16 protein-coding genes are annotated in these 19,019 nt (G+C 68.7%); 10 read left to right on the top strand and 6 right to left on the bottom strand.

The annotated features are described in order from the left end of the window. Positions 1 to 58 precede the first annotated feature (58 nt). The 3 genes from QSK35_RS11110 to QSK35_RS11100 are packed head-to-tail and all read left to right on the top strand — an operon-like array spanning position 59 to position 2,888. Positions 59 to 1,123 (top strand): FecCD family ABC transporter permease, encoded by a 1,065-nt coding sequence (locus QSK35_RS11110; protein ID WP_285744931.1) that lies wholly within the window; start codon positions 59 to 61, stop codon positions 1,121 to 1,123. Next, a complete protein-coding gene (locus tag QSK35_RS11105) occupies positions 1,120 to 1,914 on the top strand; it encodes an ABC transporter ATP-binding protein (RefSeq protein ID WP_285744929.1) in 795 nt (264 codons plus the stop codon). The genes QSK35_RS11110 and QSK35_RS11105 overlap by 4 nt, the downstream gene beginning before the upstream one ends. Next, the gene (locus tag QSK35_RS11100) at positions 1,914 to 2,888 is read left to right on the top strand and encodes an ABC transporter substrate-binding protein (RefSeq protein ID WP_285744927.1); all 975 of its coding nucleotides are present in this window, start codon (positions 1,914 to 1,916) and stop codon (positions 2,886 to 2,888) included. The genes QSK35_RS11105 and QSK35_RS11100 overlap by 1 nt, the downstream gene beginning before the upstream one ends. Before the next feature lie 33 nt (positions 2,889 to 2,921). Here the strand turns inward: QSK35_RS11100 and QSK35_RS11095 are convergent, their stop codons facing one another. After that, positions 2,922 to 3,479: a PadR family transcriptional regulator gene (locus tag QSK35_RS11095; protein ID WP_285744925.1), complete on the bottom strand. Its 558-nt coding sequence runs from the start codon at positions 3,477 to 3,479 to the stop codon at positions 2,922 to 2,924. An 86-nt stretch (positions 3,480 to 3,565) separates the two neighbouring features. Between QSK35_RS11095 and QSK35_RS11090 the strand changes: the two genes are divergently transcribed. The 5 genes from QSK35_RS11090 to QSK35_RS11070 all read left to right on the top strand — a co-directional run bounded on the left by QSK35_RS11090 (position 3,566) and on the right by QSK35_RS11070 (position 8,510). Then, positions 3,566 to 3,952, top strand: a complete 387-nt coding sequence (locus QSK35_RS11090) for a nuclear transport factor 2 family protein (protein WP_285744923.1) — start codon at positions 3,566 to 3,568, stop codon at positions 3,950 to 3,952. After that, on the top strand, positions 3,949 to 5,448 hold the full coding sequence (locus QSK35_RS11085; RefSeq protein WP_285744921.1) for a phytoene desaturase family protein: 1,500 nt from the start codon (positions 3,949 to 3,951) through the stop codon (positions 5,446 to 5,448). The genes QSK35_RS11090 and QSK35_RS11085 overlap by 4 nt, the downstream gene beginning before the upstream one ends. Positions 5,449 to 6,323: 875 nt before the next feature. Continuing rightward, a complete protein-coding gene (locus tag QSK35_RS11080; RefSeq protein WP_285744919.1) occupies positions 6,324 to 7,421 on the top strand; it encodes a 2Fe-2S iron-sulfur cluster-binding protein in 1,098 nt (365 codons plus the stop codon). A 113-nt stretch (positions 7,422 to 7,534) separates the two neighbouring features. Beyond that, positions 7,535 to 7,978: a DoxX family membrane protein gene (locus QSK35_RS11075; protein ID WP_285744917.1), complete on the top strand. Its 444-nt coding sequence runs from the start codon at positions 7,535 to 7,537 to the stop codon at positions 7,976 to 7,978. A 190-nt stretch (positions 7,979 to 8,168) separates the two neighbouring features. After that, entirely contained in the window at positions 8,169 to 8,510 is a 342-nt protein-coding gene (locus QSK35_RS11070; protein WP_285744915.1) for a hypothetical protein, read from the top strand. 297 nt (positions 8,511 to 8,807) lie between these two features. Here QSK35_RS11070 and QSK35_RS11065 read toward each other — a convergent pair whose 3' ends face one another. Next, positions 8,808 to 9,269, bottom strand: a complete 462-nt coding sequence (locus QSK35_RS11065) for a DUF4262 domain-containing protein (RefSeq protein ID WP_285744913.1) — start codon at positions 9,267 to 9,269, stop codon at positions 8,808 to 8,810. Between the two features lie 197 nt (positions 9,270 to 9,466). Here QSK35_RS11065 and QSK35_RS11060 point away from each other — a divergent pair, with 197 nt between their 5' ends. Next, positions 9,467 to 12,556: a M14 family metallopeptidase gene (locus QSK35_RS11060; RefSeq protein ID WP_285744911.1), complete on the top strand. Its 3,090-nt coding sequence runs from the start codon at positions 9,467 to 9,469 to the stop codon at positions 12,554 to 12,556. On the opposite strand, the gene QSK35_RS11055 is transcribed toward QSK35_RS11060, so the two are convergent. Then, a complete protein-coding gene (locus tag QSK35_RS11055; protein ID WP_285744909.1) occupies positions 12,541 to 13,758 on the bottom strand; it encodes an MFS transporter in 1,218 nt (405 codons plus the stop codon). The genes QSK35_RS11060 and QSK35_RS11055 overlap by 16 nt on opposite strands. Positions 13,759 to 13,808: 50 nt before the next feature. Between QSK35_RS11055 and QSK35_RS11050 the strand changes: the two genes are divergently transcribed. Then, entirely contained in the window at positions 13,809 to 14,276 is a 468-nt protein-coding gene (locus QSK35_RS11050; protein WP_285744907.1) for a MarR family winged helix-turn-helix transcriptional regulator, read from the top strand. Here QSK35_RS11050 and asnB read toward each other — a convergent pair. The 3 genes from asnB to QSK35_RS11035 all read right to left on the bottom strand — a co-directional run bounded on the left by asnB (position 14,273) and on the right by QSK35_RS11035 (position 18,915). Beyond that, the gene (gene asnB, locus QSK35_RS11045; RefSeq protein ID WP_285744905.1) at positions 14,273 to 16,207 is read right to left on the bottom strand and encodes an asparagine synthase (glutamine-hydrolyzing); all 1,935 of its coding nucleotides are present in this window, start codon (positions 16,205 to 16,207) and stop codon (positions 14,273 to 14,275) included. The genes QSK35_RS11050 and asnB overlap by 4 nt on opposite strands. A gap of 73 nt (positions 16,208 to 16,280) precedes the next feature. Continuing rightward, on the bottom strand, positions 16,281 to 16,661 hold the full coding sequence (locus QSK35_RS11040; protein ID WP_285744904.1) for an MmcQ/YjbR family DNA-binding protein: 381 nt from the start codon (positions 16,659 to 16,661) through the stop codon (positions 16,281 to 16,283). A 13-nt stretch (positions 16,662 to 16,674) separates the two neighbouring features. After that, entirely contained in the window at positions 16,675 to 18,915 is a 2,241-nt protein-coding gene (locus QSK35_RS11035; RefSeq protein WP_285744902.1) for an Ig-like domain-containing protein, read from the bottom strand. Between the last annotated feature and the right edge of the window lie 104 nt (positions 18,916 to 19,019).

The raw sequence follows: 19,019 nt of genomic DNA, 5'->3' as shown, positions 1-19,019 counted from the left end.
TCAGGGCGTCTGACGTCCTGAGGGTGCCCTTCAGGGCACGCCCAAAGGCGGACGGGCGATGATCACGATCGAACGCCCTCAGGCGAAGCGGTTCATCGGTGTGCCCGGCATGCCGTCACCCCTGCGGTCGGCCGTCTTCTGCGCCGTCGCCTTCGCCGCGTTGCTCGCCATGATGGTGCTGGCGCTCAGCCTCGGCGACGTCCGGTTCACGCCGGCCGAAGTGATCGCCGGCGCCTTCCAGCAGGCCGACGGCGGCACGAACCTGATCATCTTCGAGTTCCGGCTGCCGCGGGTGCTGGCGGGCGCACTGGCGGGCGGTTGTCTCGCCGCGTCCGGCGCGCTGCTGCAGGGCCTGCTGCGCAACCCGCTCGCATCCCCTGACGTCGTCGGCGTTTCCCACGGCGCGTCCGCCGGCGCGGTGCTCTCGATCGCCGCGGGCGTCCCCGCGGCACTCGTCCCGCTCGGCGTCTTCGGCGGTGCGCTGGCCGCCGCCGCGGCGCTCGTGCTCCTGGCGTGGCGCAAGGGGTTGGACGGCGAGCGGATCGTGCTCGTCGGCATCGGCCTGTCCGCGATCGCGCTCACCGTGATCACGTGGGCGGTGGTGACGTTCCCGCTCTCCGTTGCCCAGCAAGCACTTCTGTGGACGACCGGCTCGCTCGCCGGCCGCACGTGGGCGGAGGTCGGGGTCGCGACCGTCGCCGCACTGGTGATCCTGCCGTTCGCGTTCGGCCAGCTGCAGCGGCTCGCGGTGCTGGAACTCGGTGACGACCTCGCGCATTCAGTCGGCCTGCCACCGAACCGCGCCCGGCTGCTGTTGCTCGTCACCGCGGTCGGGCTGGCCGCGACCGGTGTCGCGCTGGCGGGTCCGGTGGCATTCATCGCGCTCGGCGTGCCGCACCTCGCCCGCGCGTGTTCCGGCCCGACGAAGCCGGGCACGCCGTCGGGCGGGATCTTGCTGCTCGGCGCGTTGTTCGGCGCGGTCCTCGTCGTCGGCTCCGACCTGATCGCCACCTCGGCGCTCGCCCGGCCGATTCCCGTCGGCGTCGTCACCGCGACGCTCGGCGCCCCCTGGTTCTGCTGGGTGCTGCTGCGTTCCACCCGCAAGGAAAGGACGGCGGCATGACCCTCGCGGCGTCGCGTCTCACGCTCGCCTACCAGTCCCGCACCGTCCTCGACGGCGTGGATCTGGAGGTGCCCCAAGGCCGGATCACCGCTGTCGTCGGGCCGAACGGGTGCGGCAAGTCCACCCTGCTGCGGGCCCTCGGGGGGATCCTCAAGCCGACCGCGGGCGAGGTCACGCTCGACGGCACGGCACTACGCCGCATCCAGCCCAAGCAGCTGGCCCGCAAGCTGGCGCTGCTGCCGCAATCCCCGGTCGTACCAACGGGTGTGTCGGTCGAGGCGCTGGTGCGGCGCGGCCGGCACCCGTACCAGAAGTTCCTCACGCCGTGGTCGGCCGGAGACCAGGAGGCCGTCGACGCGGCACTGGAACGCACCAGCCTCACGGAGCTGCGCACCCGCCCCGTCGACCGGCTCTCCGGCGGGCAGCGGCAGCGCGCGTGGATCGCACTGGCGCTCGCGCAACGCACCGAGTACCTGCTGCTGGACGAGCCCACGACGTTCCTCGACCTGCGCTACCAGCTGGACCTGCTCGACCTGGTCGCGAAGCTCAACGCCGCCGACGGCCGCACCACCGTGCTCGTGCTGCACGACCTCGCCCAGGCCGCGCGCTACGCGCACCACCTGGTCGTCGTCCACAACGGACGGATCGCCGCGGCGGGCCCGCCCGAGGACGTGCTGACGGAACAACTCGTCCACGACGTCTTCGGCGTCCACTGCAAGATCATCACCGATCCCACCTCGGACACGCCTCTGGTTCTGCCCATTCCCCGTTCCCCGGAAGGAAACCCGTGATGCTCCGCCGCACCCTCGGCACGCTGGCCGCCGTAGGCCTCGTCGCCCTCACCGCCGCCTGTGGTGGTGGCAACGCCGCCCCGTCCACTGCCACGCCGGGCGCCTCCGACGCGGTCTTCCCGCGCACCGTCACCACCGCCAAGGGTGACGTGAGCATCCCGAAGAAGCCCGAACGCGTCGTCGTGCTCGACACCGCCGAGCTCGACTCGGTGACTCTGCTCGGCATCAAGCCGGTCGGCGCGATCCCGCCGCACCTGTCCGACGCGGCGCGCTTCCCGGAGTACCTCAAGGACAAGGTGGGCGACGCCAAGGAGGTCGGCACGAGCGCCGAGCCGAAGCTCGACCTGATCGCGTCGCTGAAGCCGGACCTGATCCTGTCCAACAAGGTGCGCCACGACAAGATCTACGACCAGCTGTCGAAGATCGCCCCGACCGTGCTGACCGAGACGACCGGCGCGCCGTGGAAGGCGAACCTGGCCGTGCACGCCAAGGCGCTCGGCAAGGAGAAGGAGGCGGCAGACCTGCTCGCCGCCTACGAGGCCCGTGCCAAGAAGGTCGGTGAGGCGATCGTGGCGAAGAACGGCGGCAAGGCGCCGACCGTCTCGATCACGCGCTTCATGGCGGGCAAGATCCGCATGTACCAGAAGGCGAACTTCCCCGGCACCGTGCTCGCCGACACCGGCGTCACCCGCCCGGCGTCGCAGAGCGAGGACAAGTTCGACAACGAGATCGGCCCCGAGCTGATCGACAAGGCCGACGCCGACGCCGTTTTCGTGACGACCGCCGTGTCGCCGGAGAAGACCCAGAAGCAGGCCACCCAGGCGAGCCCGCTGTGGGCGCAGATGTCCGCGGTCAAGGCGGGCAAGGTGTACGAGGTGAAGGACGAGATCTGGATCTCCGGCATCGGTGTCCAGGCCGCGCACCTGATCCTCGACGACCTGGCGAAGTCCTTCGGGGTCGACGCGAACCGCTGACGTTGTGCTGAGGGCACCCCCGCGGGGGTGCCCTCAGCGTTTTTCCCGCAGGCGAAGGATCTCCAGGGATCGCTCCATCCACTGGATGTTCTCCTGCTCGAACGCCCGGCCGCGCATCAGCGTCAGGTAGGGACCGATGCGGTCGGCGCTCCGCACGTAGTCCTCCTCGGTACGACCGTCGAGCAGCCGGTCGCGCAACCGGTCGTACCCGGCGAGCTTGGCGCGCGCGAACTCCAGCCGCCGCGCGAGCGTCGCCTCGACGGCCTCTGGATCACCGGCGTCCACGGCCTGGACCTTGACCAGCAGCTCCTCCCGGATCGCCCCCGGCTTGGCCGGCGCGGCGATGAACCGGCGCAGCGTCTCGTGGCCGGTCTCGGTGAGCGAGAACAGGCGTTTGTTCGGCCGGCGCTCCTGCTCGACGATCCGGGCGCTGATCAGCCCGTCGGCCTCCATCTTCTCCAGTTCGCGGTAGACCTGCTGGGGCGTCGCCATCCAGAAGTTGGCCACCGAGGCGTCGAAGCCCTTGGCCAGGTCGTACCCCGACGCCTCCCCCTCGAGGAGCGCGGCCATAACCGCGTGACGCAGTGCCATGGCGGAAACCTATCTCTAGCCAGCGGCCGGGTACGTCGATACTCTACTCCACACCTAGTCAACAAATTGAGTAAGAGGTGGGAGTCGTGGAGGCATTCCGCAAGGCCGTCGAAGCGGGCGATCACGAGACCATCCGCGAGCTGCTGGCCGACGACGTCGTGTTCACCAGTCCCGTGGCCTTCAAGCCTTACCCCGGCAAGGCCGTCACCGCGGCGATCCTCAGGCACGTCAGCGAGGTCTTCCAGGACTTCACCTACATCCGCGAGATCAACGACGGGCCGGAGCACGCGCTGGTCTTCCGGGCGTGGGTGAACGGCAAGGAGCTGCAGGGCTGCGACTTCATCCACGTCAACGCGGAAGGAAAGATCAGCGACTTCACCGTGATGGTGCGCCCGCTGTCGGCCGCCATGGCGCTGTCCGAGGCGATGGCGGAACGGTTCCCCCAGATCGTCCGGGAAGTGACCGGCGAATGACCGACTACGACGCGATCGTCGTCGGCGCGGGCAACGCGGGCCTGACCGCCGCCGCCACGTTGCAACGGGCAGGTGCGCGCACCCTGTTGGTGGAGCGGCACAACGTGCCCGGCGGCTGCGCCACGTCGTTCCGGCGCGGGCGCTACGAGTTCGAGGTGGCGCTGCACCAGCTGTCCGGCATCGGCCACGAGGGCCAGCCGTTCTCGCTGCGCGGGCTGTTCGACGAGCTGGACGTGAACCTCGACTTCGTCGAGGAACACGACCTGTACCGCATCAAGGTGCCCGGCGTCCTGGACGTCACGCTGCCCGCCGACTGGGCCGGCGCCGTCGACGCACTCGAAGAAGCCTTCCCCGGCAACAAGGACCGCGTGGCGAAGTTCTTCGACCTGGTCCGGACGCTGACCTTCTGGCAGATCACCGCCATGCGGGCAAAGTCGGCCGACGGCATCGACCCGATGCTGTTCCGCTACGCGCTACGCCCCACACGCGACGTGCTCGACGAGTACTTCGACGACGAGGGCATCAAGACCGCCCTCAGCGTCTACTGGACGTACATGGGCCAGCCGCCGTCGGCATTGCCGTTCCAGGACATGGCTTTGATGCTGTTCGCGTACCTGGAGTTCAAGCCGTGGCACGTACGCGGCGGCTCGCAGGCGATGTCCACCGCGATCCTCGACTCGTTCCTACGGGCGGGCGGCGAGGTCCGCTTCAACACCGCCGTCACGAACATCCTCACCCACAACGGCGCCGTCACCGGCGTGCGGCTGGACGACGGCTCGGACATCGGCGCCTACCACGTCGTCTCCAACGCTTCCCTGCCAACGACCTACGGGATGCTGCCCGACGTTCCCGCAGCCGTACGCGACGACCTGTCGACGCGCCGACTAGGCGTGTCCGGTTTCGTCATGCACATGGGCCTGGACGCCACGCCCGCCGAACTCGGCTTCACCACCAGCACCAGCTTCGTCAACCTGGACGCGGACCCCGAACGCACCTACGCGGCAATGCACACCCTGTCACCCGCGCGCGGTGTCTGCGTTTCCAGCTACGACGTCGCCCCGATCGGCTTCGCCCCGTCCGGCGCCACGCACGTCAGCCTCATGACGCTGCAGTACGGCGACATCTGGTCCAAGCTCTCGCCCCGTGACTACGCGCGCACCAAGTTCGCCTACGCCGAGACACTCCTGGACGTCGTCGAACACCTCACGCCCGGTATCCGCGACGCCATCGAGGAGGTCGACGTCGCCACGCCGCTGACCATGGCCCGCTATCTCGGTCATCCCGGTGGCGCGATCTACGGCTATGACCAGGACGCCACCGAGGGGTGGCTGTTCCGGGACAGCGAACGCGAGACCGGTGTGCCTGGGCTGCACCTGGCCGGGTCGTGGGCGGGTGCGGGCGGTTTCCAGCCCACCCTCCAGGCCGGAGTCCGAGTCGCCCGCCGCCTGCTGCGCACCGGGGTGCGGGAGCGTCAGACACAGGGGGCCGGACGGTAAGACTCGCGCGGGTCGGTTGGTGTGGGCCGGAATTGTCGGAGGCTGGCGCTACAGTCGGCTGGGGGTGTGTCGACGCGCTGGCGTTGTGAACTGCCCCCGTATCTCAGGCTAGCGAGGGGGACCGACAGTTCTCGGGCCAGCGGCTCGAGGGTCGGGAGCGTACAGCTCGGGCGTCGGGAACGTACGGCTCGGGGGTCGCGAACGTACGACTCGCGCGGGTCGGATGGGCCGGGTCCGGGCGATGCGCGGAGCGCGAGCCGATTTGGGCATCTGCGGGTCCGGCGACCGAGCCGAAGGCGACCACGCACGGGACCGGCAGCCAACGAAGCGACCACGCACGGGACCGGCAACCAACGAAGCGACCACGCACGGGACCGGCAACCAACGAAGCGACCACGCACGGGACCGGCAACCAACGAAGCGACCATGCACGGGACCGGCAACCAACGAAGCGACCATGCACGGGACCGGCAGCCGAGGTGGCGACCACGCACCCAGAGTGGGGCGCGTTTGGTGGGCACGTACGGAACGCGATTGGGGCTTGACTTGGGGTGCGGTGTGGTAGCCCTTGTTGGGCCGGCAGATCTTGCATCTGCCGGCGGAGCCGGCCCACCACGCCGCGAGGGGCCCCAAGTCAAGCCCCAATCGCACGCGCGAAGCGCGTCCCGGAAGACGCAGCGCCCCACGACACCGGCAGCCAACAAAAGGCGACCACGCACGGAACCGGCAGCCAAGCGAGCAACCACGGAACCGGCAGCCAAGGCCCACCACGCAACCACCAACCACGCACGCAACCGGCACGAAAGCCGGCGACCACGCACGCAATCGGCAGCCAACCATCCACGCAAGCCCCTGCCGCGCACCAAGGAGACCTCGTGAAGCACCCCCTAACCGACCGGTTCGACCACTCCGCCGACGTCCTGGCCGACATCGCGGCCCGAGTCCCGGACACGACCGACCACCTGGCAGGCACCACCCAAATCATCAACACCTACCACCCACGCCGCCTAACCCTCAAAGTCACCGAGGTCATCCCAGAAACCCCCACCACCAAGACGTTCCGCCTAAGCCGCCCCGACAACACCGACCTCCCTCCGTTCCTAGCGGGCCAGTACGTAGCACTCTTCGCCGACGGCACCAACCGCCCATACGCCATCGCATCCAGCCCCGCACGACTCAGCCACTACGACCTCACCATCCGGAGAGTCCTAAATGGACGGATCAGCAATCTACTGCTCGACGAGCTGTCGGTAGGCGACACGGTCACCACGAGCGGCCCGATGGGCACGTTCCACCACAACCCGCTCTTCCACGGCAACAGCGTGGTGTTCCTCGCCGGCGGCTCCGGCGTAGTCCCCGCGATGAGCATGATCCGCGACATCGTCGACCACGGCCTGGACCGCCGCCTGCACCTCATCTACGGCTCGCGCGACGAGTCGGACATCATCTTCTTCGACGAACTCGCCGTCGCGCACCCGAACATCACCGTCGACCACGTCATCGGCGACCTGCTCACGTCCGACGTCATCACCGCACTCGCCGGCCCGCTCGACAACCGCATGGTCTACGTCTGCGGACCGCAACAGATGTACCCGTTCGCACTCGAGCAGCTCACCGCGCTCGGCCACCCGCGGCGCCGCATCCGGTTCGAGGCCAACGGGGCACCGGCCGACCCCACGAGTCAGCCGCACTGGCCCGCCGACGCGGACCCGACCGAACAGGTGACCGTGACCGCGCGCGGGCGCACGTTCCGGACGCCGCGCAACCGGCCGTTGCTCGATGCCCTGGAGGACAACGGCATCCAGCCCGAGAGCGCGTGCCGGTCCGGCGAGTGCAGCCTGTGTCGCGTCCGGGTCTGCTCGGGCACCGTGCACAACGCGTCCGAGGCCAAGCTCCGGCTGACCGACGCCGCCTACGGGTACACGCACTCGTGCGTCGCCTACCCGCTGACCGACGTGGACCTGGACGTATAACCGCTGGTCAGTAGCCCGGTGAAAAGATCTTCGAAGGTTTTTCCGCGAGTTTGTCGATCCAGGCGTCGCCCATCCGACGCCTGGATAGAAGACGAACTCGAAGGAGCAGAACAATGGCCACCACGACCACCGCCCCCGCCGCCGTCACCACCTCCGTCTCTTCCCACGCAGCCCGCATCACGACCGCGACGGTGCGGGTGATCATCGGGCTTCTGTTCACCATGACCGGGGCCAACGGCTTCCTGAATTTCATGCCCGGCGACCCCTCCGCGATGTCCGCCGGTGCCTTGAAGTTCAGCATCGCCCTGGCCGAGACCGGCTACATGGTGCAGCTCAGCTCCGCCGTGCAGCTGATCGCCGGCATCCTGCTGCTGACCAACCGGTACGTGCCGCTCGCGCTGACGATGCTGGCGCCGATGGTCGTCAACATCTTCCTGTTCCACGTGTTCCTGGAGCCCTCCGGTCTCGTGCTCGCCGTCATCGTGTCGGCCGCCGAGGTCTACCTGGCCTGGGTCAACCGGGACGCCTTCCGCTCGGTGCTGCGCGCCACCCGCTGAACGACTTTCCCCAAGGCCGGCCTTCGGGCCGGCCTTTGTCGTGCAACCACATCCGCCCAACCACCGTTTCCTGTCAGTGATCGACAAACCGCGAGTTCGCGTGGGTGGGCTCAGCCCACCCACAAGGCAGGCGAACTCGCCGCCCGAGCGGAGCGAGGGCCACTCAACACATCGACAACTGGGAGAAACGATGCTCAAGGCTTTGGCCGGTTCCGCGCTCGCCGCTGCCGCGCTCGTCAGTGGTACCGCCACCGCGAGCGCCGGTGAGATCTACCGCGTGACCGCTTGGCACGACGTGAACATCCGCTCGTGTGAGTCGCTGTCGTGTCCCGTCGTCGGGCACATCGGCGAGGGCGAGACGCACATCGCCTACTGCTGGACCGACGGGGAGACGGTGTCCGACTTCGGGATCAGCAACAACGTCTGGATCATGGTCAGCCGGCAGGACGGTGGGCGGTGGCTGGCTAGCGCCATCTACTTCACGGGGGACAAGTACGCGGGCCTGCCCGCGAGTGAGCAGTGCACCTCCTAGTGCGGTGGACGCGGCCTGCGGCCGCGACACGAGTGGACCGACTTCGTCGGCCCACTCGTACCGAGAAGGGCAGGTTGTCTGCCGTCGTGGTCCCGATCCGAGGTCGTTTTGCGTCGTGGCCTTCGGCCTGCGGGCGTGGCTGCGATGTGTGGCTCATGTTTCGTACGTACTTTCAAAACAACGAAACTCTGGCCACTCATCCCGGCCACGCCGCAGCCGCACCGGACAACGCAGGCCTGGACAGGATCTGGGGCACGGCGGCAGCCAACCATCTTTATCGGTACCACTAGGGACCGATCACCCCGCCACGCGCACCCCCAGCACCGGCTGTCCACCCCGGACACCCCGGACACTCCGGTAACCAGGCTCCCAAGGCCAGTGACCACGATCGTCGGCATGCACGAGCTGCGCGGCCGACACCTCCGGGCCATACAGCCCGACAGCCGTGTGTAGATGCGCCCAAGGCCTCGCGACCGACACGACCTCCACCGCAGGCCCATCCCGAAGCCGGAACCGTTGCCCAGCAACAGGTTCCTGGAAGTGCAGTCGATACGCCGCCTCAGCGTTCAATAACGCGGCGGCGCGTTCCAACGGCATACCGGTGAGCACCAACTCGGGCCGGTCGTGTTCACAGAGGCCGACGGTGTAGGCCCACGGCGGATCGCCCTCGACCCCCTGAACGAACCAGCCGTAGTCGTGAATGATCCCGCGCACCAGGGCCAGGCTGTCGATGCCGGGGTTGTCGCACTCAATGCACATGGGTTGCTCCTTTGCGTGATGAACCCATTGTGCCGAGGGGGTCTGACAAGATCGGTTTCACGCCGCGCACCCGCTCGATCACGGGGCGCAAACCCTTGTACCACAAGGACTAGGGCCGAAGGGCCTGGTGATGTAACGACCAATCGGCGTAGCGTCAGCTGGTCTTGCGTCGACCACGCACGTCCCGGAGGAACGCAATGAAGCGGTCCGTGGCAGTCCTGTCCACATTGGCTCTCGTCCTCGGCGGCGCGGTGGTGTCACCCGCCCACGCGGCGCCGGAAAAGGAACCCCTTGACGTCTACATCGCCCAGGTGACCCCTGAGAAGGCGGGTGACCTGTCCAGACAAGGGCTGGACATCGCCGAGCGGAGAACCGCCGGCGACAAGGTCGAGCTGGAGCTGGTGCTCTCCGACCGCGAGTGGAAGACGCTCACCAGGCAGGGCGTCGACGTGCAGGTCAAGAAGACCAAGGACGGCAAGACCACCCGGCAGCTCGCCGCCGAGCAGGCCGCCGGCGGGTTCACCGTGTGGCGGTCGTTCGACGAGAAGGGCGGCATCCGCGACCAGCTCTACCAGATCGCGCGGGACAACCGGAACCTCGTCAAGCTCGAGGTGCTCGGCAAGACCGGGCAGGGCCGCGAGATCATCGCGGTGAAGGTCACGCAGGCCGCGAACGAGACGCCGGACGGCGCACGACCGGCGGTGCTGTACTCGTCGACGCAGCATGCGCGCGAGTGGATCAGCACCGAGGTGAACCGGCGGACGCTCAACCACTATGTGAACCGGTTCAAGGCCAACGACAAGGACATCAAGGAGCTGCTCAAGAACACCGAGCTCTGGTTCGTCCTCGTCGCCAACCCGGACGGCTACCAGTACACGTTCGACGCGGAACGACTGTGGCGCAAGAACCTGCGCGACAACGACGGCAACGGGGTGATCACCGTCGGGGACGGCGTCGACCCGAACCGCAACTTCAACGAGCACTTCAACTACGACAACGAGGGCTCGTCGACCGCGACCGCGAGCGACACCTACCGCGGACCGGGAGCGGCATCCGAGCCCGAGACCAAGGCCATGCAGGGACTCCTGGACCGGATCAAGCCGAAGTTCCAGTCCAACTGGCACTCCGCAGGACAGTGGATCCTCTACCCGCAGGGCTGGCAGACCGGCTCACCCGAGGCCGACAACCCGATCTACGTCGCGCTGGCCGGCACCGACGCCAAGCCCGCGATCGCCGGGTTCGACCCCGGCATCAGCTCCGACGAGCTGTACGTGACGAACGGCGAGACCACCGACTACGCCGACTCCAAGAACGGCACCGTGGCGTTCACCCCGGAGCTGTCCGAAGGCTGTGATGGCTGCGGCTTCGTCTTCCCGGACGACGAGGCGCTCGTCGAGGCCGAGTTCCAGAAGACGCTGCCGTTCTCGCTGTCGCTGGCGAAGTCCGCCATCGACCCGGCGAACCCGAAGTCGAGTGTCGGTATCGACGTCAAGCCGTTCTACCTCGACCAGGCCGACCTGGACCAGGAGAACAGCCCGCTGTCCATGTTGGACTTCACGTTCGACGTGTCCTACGGCGACCCGCAGGAGGTCCGGGTTCTGGCGAAGAAGTCGCTCGGCGCCGTCACCGCCAAGTGGCAGGTCGGCAACGGCCCGGTGCAGAGCACCACGACCAGTGAGTGGACCGGCGGCGAACGCTACGGCGTCGGCAACTCGAACTACTACCACGTCGTGCGCGGCACGGTGACCGGGACGAACCCCGGTGACCAGGTCAAGGTGTGGTTCGAGGGTGGCGGGCAGACGAGCAGCTCGTTCACCTACCGCGCGGTTTCCGAATCCACCAACAAGGTTCTCGTGCTCGCCGCCGAGGACTACACCGGCGCCTCACCCATCCAGGGCGTCACCGCGCCGAAGTACCTCTCGTACTACACCAACGCGCTCAACGCCAACGGCATCGGCCACGACGTGTACGACGTGGACGCCCGCGGCCGCAAGGCACCCGACGCGCTCGGCGTGCTGAGCCACTACAAGGCCGTCGTCTGGTACACCGGCGACGACGTCATCACGCGCGAACCGGGCTGGGGCGCGGGCAACGCGTCGAGCCTCGCGCAGACCGAGCTGTTCGAGGTCCGCGACTTCCTCAACGAGGGCGGAAAGGTGCTCTACACCGGCAAGTACGCCGGGCACCAGTACGCCACGGGCCACGGCACGCAGCTCTACGACCCGTTCGAGAACAAGCAGTGCAGCCAGCTGGCCGACCGCGCGACGCGCTGCCGTCCGCTGGCCGGGTCCGGCGACAACGTGAACGACGTCATCGAGTACTGGTTCGGCGCCTCGATCATCAACGAGGGCACCGGCCAGGACGAGAACGGCGACACGTTCCCCGTCAAGGGCATCACGGACCCGTACACCGGGCTCACGTGGGGCCTCAACGGAGACGGCAGCGCGAACAACCAGGACCACACCGCGTCGTTCCTGACGACCAGTGGTCTGCTGCCGGTCAACCAGTACCCGCAGTTCGCGAGCAACGTCGCGGCGGCGTGGGACCGGCCGGGCGGGCCGTTCGCGCCGCACACGGGCGAGTTCTACCTGTACTCGCAGATCAGCGACGTGTCGTACAAGCGGCTCACCAGGACGCTCACCGTCCCGGCGGGCGGCGCCCAGATGTCCTTCTGGACGTCGTACGACACCGAACCCGAGTGGGACCACGTGTTCGTCGAGGCGAGGACCGCGGGCGGCAACGACTGGACGACGTTGCCGGACACCAACGGGCACACCTCGCAGAGCACCGGCCAGAGCTGCCCGGCCGGCTGGAACACGCTGCACCCGCAGCTGGACCACTACCAGACGATCAACGCCGACGGCAGCTGCTCGCCCACCGGCACCACCGGCTCGTGGAACGCGGCGTCCGGCGGTTCCGGCGGCTGGCAGCAGTGGAACGTCGACCTGACCGCCTACGCCGGCAAGCAGGTCGAGGTCTCCATCGCCTACGCGAGCGACTGGGCAACGCAGGGGCTTGGTGTGTTCCTGGACGACATCGTCGTGAGCACCGGTGAGGGTTCCACCTCGTTCGAGTCCGGTTTGGACGGTTGGACCGTGACCGGTCCGCCGCCCGGCAGCGCCCCGAACGGGAACAACTTCACCCGCACGACGGCCGCCGGGTTCCCGGAGGGCGCCGTGGTGAAGACCGCCGACACCCTCTACTTCGGGTTCGGCTTCGAGGGCATCTCCACCGAAGCGATCCGGAACACGGTGATGGCCAGGTCGATGAGCTACCTGCTCAGCTGATCCACCGGTCGGTGCCGGAGTACCCCGCGTACCTCCGGCACCGACAACACCAGCGCAGTCGCCACACCGATGGCGATGGCCGAACACCCCAGCACGACACCGACTCCGAACCGGTCCCCCGCCGGGCCCGCGAGCGCGGCGCCCAGCGGGGCCAGGCCGAACGAGCCCACCGCCTCGTAGGCCGCGATCCGCGAGAACATCTCCTGCGGGATCTCCTGCCGCTGCGCGGTCATCCAGTTGACACCGAACACCTCGACGCCGACTCCGCCCAGCAGAGCCGAAGCGCACACCACGAGCAACGGCGCCCCACAGGCCAGAGCCAGCAATGGCAGTGCCAGCAACGACACCGCCGACAACGCGGAGACGAGCAGCCGCACCGGCCGCAGCCGGATCATGATCAGTCCACCGAGGACCATCCCGGCCGCGTCGCACGCCAGCACCAGCCCCCACGCCTTCGCACCGCCGAGGTACTGACTCGCCGCCACCGCGCCGAGCACGGCGAACGCACCGACGCCGAGCGCGTTGACGACCGCGAACTGCAGCACGCTCGACCACAGCCACCGGCGCCCGGTGAACTCCGACCAGCCCGCACGCAGTTCGACCGCCATGCCCTCGCGGCGCCGCATGTTCCCCTCGACCCGCATCAGCGCGCGCAGTGCGGCGGCGACCACGAACGTCGCCGAGTCGAGCACCAGCACCCAGCCCGGCCCCAGAAACCCGACGAGCAGGCCACCGGACGCGGCACCGGCGATCTGCGCCACGTTGAGCCCGGTCCGGAAGACCGCGAACGCCTTACTCGCCTGCTCCCGGCCGACCGTCTGCATCAGCAGCCCCTCGGCCGCGGGCATGGCGAACGCGGTGGCCAGCCCGTTCAACGCCGCGAGCACCACCAGCTCCCACAGCCGTACCGAGTGCGTGAGCACGGCGACCGCGAACAACGCCTGCGCCAGCGCGCTCACCAGGCTCGCCCCGACCATCACGCGGTGCCGCGGCAACCGGTCCGCGATCACCCCGCCGACCAGGAAGAACAGCACCGCCGGCACCATCCCGGCCGCCGACACCAGGCCGATCTCGCTCCCCGCCCCGCCCGCATCGATGATCGCGAACGCCGAGGCGACCGGTGCGGCCGCCGTACCGAACGCCGAGATCACCGTGCTGACCAGTGCCAGCGTGAAGTTCCGCTCCCACACGACTTCCCCCAAGGCCAGATAGTGTCAATTTCGCCTATCCAGATTGTTAGTATCCTGAGGAGGTGTCAACCCATAATCGGGATCGGGTGCCGAGCGGCGCGGACCTGGCCAACGCGCTGATGCGCGCGTCGCACACGCTGCGCAGGTACGCGGGCCAGCCCTACCAGCAGCGCGGCTGGTCGACCTCACGCGTACTGCTGATGCTGGCGATCGAGGAGGCGGGCACGCCGCGAATGGGCGACATGCGCACGCAGCTCGGCGTCACCGGACGTTCGATCACGTCGCTGGTAGACGGCCTGGAGCAGGACGGACTGCTGGAGCGAAAGGCCGACCCGGACGACCGCCGGTCGACCCGCCTGGAGATCACCGCGAAGGGCCGCGAGCACCTCGCGGAGATCAAGGAGCTGCACAGCGCGCACGCGGACGCGACGTTCGCCGTGCTGGGCAACGCCGAGAAGATCCTGCTGGTGGAGATGCTGGCGCGCCTGGAGGACCACGCGCGCCAGTCTCTCAGCGAAAAAGAAGACTAAACCTTCACCGGATAGACCGGCTCAGGGATCTCCGGCTTGATCCGGTTCTCCACGAAGATGCCGTGCCAGAGCATGAAGCACAGCACCGCCCACAGCTGCCGGCTGCGGTCGAACTCGCCCTGCTTGTGCTCCTCCAGCAGCGCCACCACGGCGTTCTTGTCGATCAACGCGTCGGTCTGCGAGTCCGCGATGATGCCGCGCGCCCAGTCGTACATCTCGTTGCGCAGCCACACCCGGATCGGCACCGGGAAGCCGAGCTTCGGGCGGTTCAGCACGTGCGGCGGGATGATCTTCGCCAACGCCCGGCGCAGCGCGTACTTCGTCGTGCCCTCGGTGAGCTTCTGGTCGAGCGGCACGGACGCGGCGATCTTGAAGACCTCCGGGTCGAGGAACGGCACGCGCAGCTCGATCGAGTTCGCCATGGTCACCTTGTCGGCCTTGACGAGGATGTCGCCGCGCAGCCAGGTGAACAGGTCGACGTGCTGCATGCGCGCCACCGGGTCCCAGTCACGCGACAGCTCGTACCAGGGGGCGGTGACGTCCATGAAGCCCACGCCCGGCTGGACGTTCTTCAGCACCGCGCGCAGCTGGTGGTCCTGGAAGTTGCGGGCGTTGCCGTAGTAGCGCTCCTCCAGGGTCAACGCCCCGCGGCGCAACAGGTCCTTACCGCGCGTCCCCTCGGGGATCTTCGTGGAGACCTTGCCCATCAGCTTGCGGACACCGCCGGGCACCTTCTCGAACGGCGCCAGCGACAACGGCTCGTGGTAGATCGTGTAACCACCGAAGAGCTCGTCCGCGCCCTCGCCGGACAGCACGGCCTTGACGTGCTTGCGTGCCTCGCGGGCGATGAACCACAACGGGATCAGCGCCGCGTCGGCCACCGGGTCGTCGAGGTACCAGATGATGAGCGGCAACGTCTCCATCATCTCGTCCGCGGACACCGTGCGGACGACGTGCCGCACGCCGATCGCGGCGGCCGTCTCGGCGGCGACGTCCACTTCGGAGTAACCCTCGCGCTCGAAGCCCGCGGTGAACGCGATGAGGTTCGGGTTGTGCTGCTTGGCCAGCGTGGCCGTCGCGGTGGAGTCGATGCCACCGGACAGGAACGCGCCGACCGTGACGTCCGGGTCGGAGATCATGTGCTTCGCGACCGAGTCGCGCATGACGTCCGCGATGCGCTCGTACAGCGCCTCGGCCTCGGCCTCGCCGTTGACCGGCTTCGGCGCGAACACCGGGTGGAAGTACCGCGTGAACTCGATCTGGCCGCCCGGCTCCAGCCGGAACGACGTGCCGGACTCGACGCGGCGGATGTTCTGGTGCAGCGTCTCGGGCTCGGGCACGTACTGCAGCACGAGGTAGTGCTGGAACGCCTTCTGGTCCAGCTGCTCGCGGATGCCGAGCACGCCGGTCAGCTCCAGCAGGCTCTTCTTCTCGCTGGAGAACGCCACGCCGCCCGGCCCCGCCGCGTAGAACAGCGGCTTGATGCCGAACGGGTCGCGCGCGCCGAAGACGATGCGCTCCTGGGCGTCCCAGATCATGAACGCGAACATGCCGCGCAGCTTCTTGACCGCGTCCGCGCCGAGGTAGTGGTACGCGGCCACGATGGACTCGGCGTCACCCTCGGTCTTGAACTTCGCACCGAACTTCGCGGTGAGCTCGGCGCGGATCTCCTGGAAGTTGTAGATCTCGCCGTTGAAGTTGATGGTGTAGCGGCCGGGCGCCTCGTCGGGTCCCCAGTGCAGCGGCTGGTGCGAGTGCTCGAGGTCGATGAAGCCGAGCCGGTTGAAGCCGTACACGATCTCGGCGTCGGCCCATGTGTCCTGCTCGTCGGGGCCGCGGTGACGCTGGCACCGCAGCGCCGACGCCACGGCGTTGCGCGCCGCGGCCGCCTCGGACTCGGTGGCGCAGATCAGGCCAAGGACTCCGCACACGTGTGGTCACACCTCATGGGTTTCACCGGGGATGGAACCGCCAGTATGCCGAACCCGTTCGCTGTGAGGATCGTCACGGCCGTCGCACGCGCTCGACCAGCGTTTTCGGCGCCAGCAGGCAGTAGCTCTCCGTGAGCAGCTCGGTCACCTCGGCCCAGTCCGTGGCCGCGTCGAGCACCATCCCGACGATGTCCGGGAACCAGACCGGCTTGAAGAACGGGTGGCCCGCGTTCGCCAGCGCGTCGAGCTCCTGCCCGGAGGCGCGGAACGTCAGCACCGTCACCGGGCCGTCCTGACCGGCCGCCCGCGCGTAGGCGGGCGGCCAGCCGTCCGCGATGGTGAGGACGTGGGCGAAGTTCTTCTTCCGGACGCACCAGCGGGTGCCCACCCAGGCCTGCTCCTGGTAGGCCTCGGGCAGGGCGAGGCAGATCTCGCGCAGCCGTTCGACGTCCACGTCCTCACCGTACTCAGCAATTGTGGATGTCACTGGTGGCCGAGGCGACCACCACGTCCACACCGGGCAGCACGATGTGCGCCCCGTTGACCGTCAGGCCACCCGGCACGGGCACCTGCTCGTTGAGCACGATCCGCCCGCCGGGGAACGGGATCGTCGTGTTCGGCGCGGTCGTGAAGCCGACCGGAAGGCCGGCCACGGTGAGCGAGCCGAGCGTGACGTTGCCCGTGGAACCACCGCACGTGCTGCGCGAGGTCGCGGTGATGTCCCGCAACGCCACGACACCCACGCTGAGCTGCGCGACCGACGCGGTGGCGGTCGACGTGCCCGGCGCCAGCGTCGTCACGACCGACGCGCACACCGCGCGAGCGGTGATCACGCCGCTGATCGTGGCAACGCACGGCGGCGAGGTCGTGGTCGCGCGGGCGACGCGGACCTGGCCGGTGTCCGGGGTGGGCTGCAGCAGCGGCGCCGCCCCGACCCCGAAACCACGGCCGGTCAGGTACCGCAGGCCGACGGTGGCGTCCACCTGGCTCGGTTCGTAGTAATCGTCACCGGCGAACTTCGCGGTCACGGCGACCGTGGCCGTCGCGTTCAACGGCTGGTCGACCGACGCGATGCCACAGGACGCGACACCGGCGGCATCCGTTGTGTCCACACAGGACTGCGTGCCACCGAGCGTCAGCGAGACGGTCCGGCCCTCGACAGGCGTGCCGTCGTCCTCGGTCAGCTTCGCCGCCAGCGTCGCGGGTTCGTTGTTGGCGACCTTCGCGTCGCCGGTGTAGACGAGGCTCGTCTCCTCCTTGGTCACCTCGAAGTCGACCACGGTCTGCGAAGGCAGCAGTCCCTTGCTGCCCGCGAACTCCGCCTTCAACGGGTAGGTGCCCGCCTTCTCCTGCGGCGTGATCTGGCACGACGCCACACCGTTCAGGTCGGTCTGCGCGGTGCACGTCTCCGCATCGTTGAGCTTGAACGTGACGGGCTGGTCCCCAACGGGCGCCCCGGACGAGGTGATGGTCAGTCTCGCGGACACCGTCGCCGGGTCGTGGTAGTCACCGGCCAGCGCACCCGTGTACGTCAGGGTCGTCGGTTTTCTGGTGACCTCGAAGGAGATCTGCGTGCTGGACGGGTGGTGCACCACGTCACCGGGATAGCTGATCACGAGCGGGTAAGTGCCCGCGTTCTCCTGTGGCGTGATCGAGCACGACGCCACGCCGTTCGCGTCCGTCTGCGCGGTGCAGGTCTCGGTGCCGTTGAGCCGGAACGTCAGCGGGCCGCGGACCGGTGCGCCGGTGGTCGTCGCGGTCAGCCGGGCGGACAACGTGACCGGGTCGCCGGTGAAGCCCGAAGCCGGTCCGGTGTAGGCGATCGAGGTGGACTCGACGAGGTAGCTGATCGTCACCGACGGGCCTTCGTCGGTCTCCTCCACGGTGGCGTTCGACGTGCCCGGACCGGCGTGGTCGGAACCGTTGCCGCCCTTGCCTCCGTCGGCCGCGACGAACGGCGGCAGGGGCGCCTGGAAGCCGGACGCGCCGCCTCCGCCGCCGTACCAGCCGCCGCCACCACCGCCACCTCCGCCGCCACCGGCGGTCGCGGGGTTGCCGGGTCCGCCCGCGCCGCCGTTGCCGAAGAAGCCCGGCAGGCCGAAGAGTCCGCCCGGTCCGGGGATGCCGGGCGAGCCGCCCGAGTTGTCGCCACCGTCGCCGCCGGAGTCACTCGGCGCGCAGCTGATGGCGAAGCACCGGCCACCGCCACCACCGCCACCGGCCGCGACGACCAGCCGAGTGGGGAGGCTGTCGCACGGAGACGCGGCCGAGCACGTCCGGACGTCGCTGGCACCACCACCGGCACCACCGGCGAACGGCGCACCGGACCCACCGCGCGCACCGCCGCCGAAGCCGGGCACACCGCCGTTGACGCCGTCACCGTCGCCGCCCTGCTGGCCGACCGCGACGACGAGCTTCGTGATCCCGGCGGGCACCACCAGCTCCGCGGTCACCTTGTGCCCGCGTCTACCGCCCGGACCGGATCCGTCACCTCCGTCCGCACCCTTGCCGCCAGGTGCGCCGACCGCGACGACGTGCAGCTTGGTCACGCCGGCCGGGATCGTGTAGGTCTGCTCGCCGCCCGTCGGCCCGAAGGTCGTCGAGACGAAGCTGTCGGCGAGTGCGGGTGGCGCGGCGACCACGCTCGCGCCGATCAGGCCGCCCACCAGCAGTGATACGAGTTTTGCTCGCATTCGGAAGTGACGCATCGGTGCCTCTCAGTACTCAGGCCCCGACCCTGCGTCAGGATCCCCCAATCCACTTCGGCCGGAAATGGACGTCACCCGAATGCTTCGGCGATCCTTGAGGCAAC

It is taken from the genome of Lentzea sp. NBRC 105346 (assembly GCF_030269605.1).
Taxonomy (GTDB): Bacteria; Actinomycetota; Actinomycetes; order Mycobacteriales; family Pseudonocardiaceae; genus Lentzea.
Note: the sequence above shows the minus strand (reverse complement) of the source record. Positions and strands in the feature narration are given on the sequence as shown.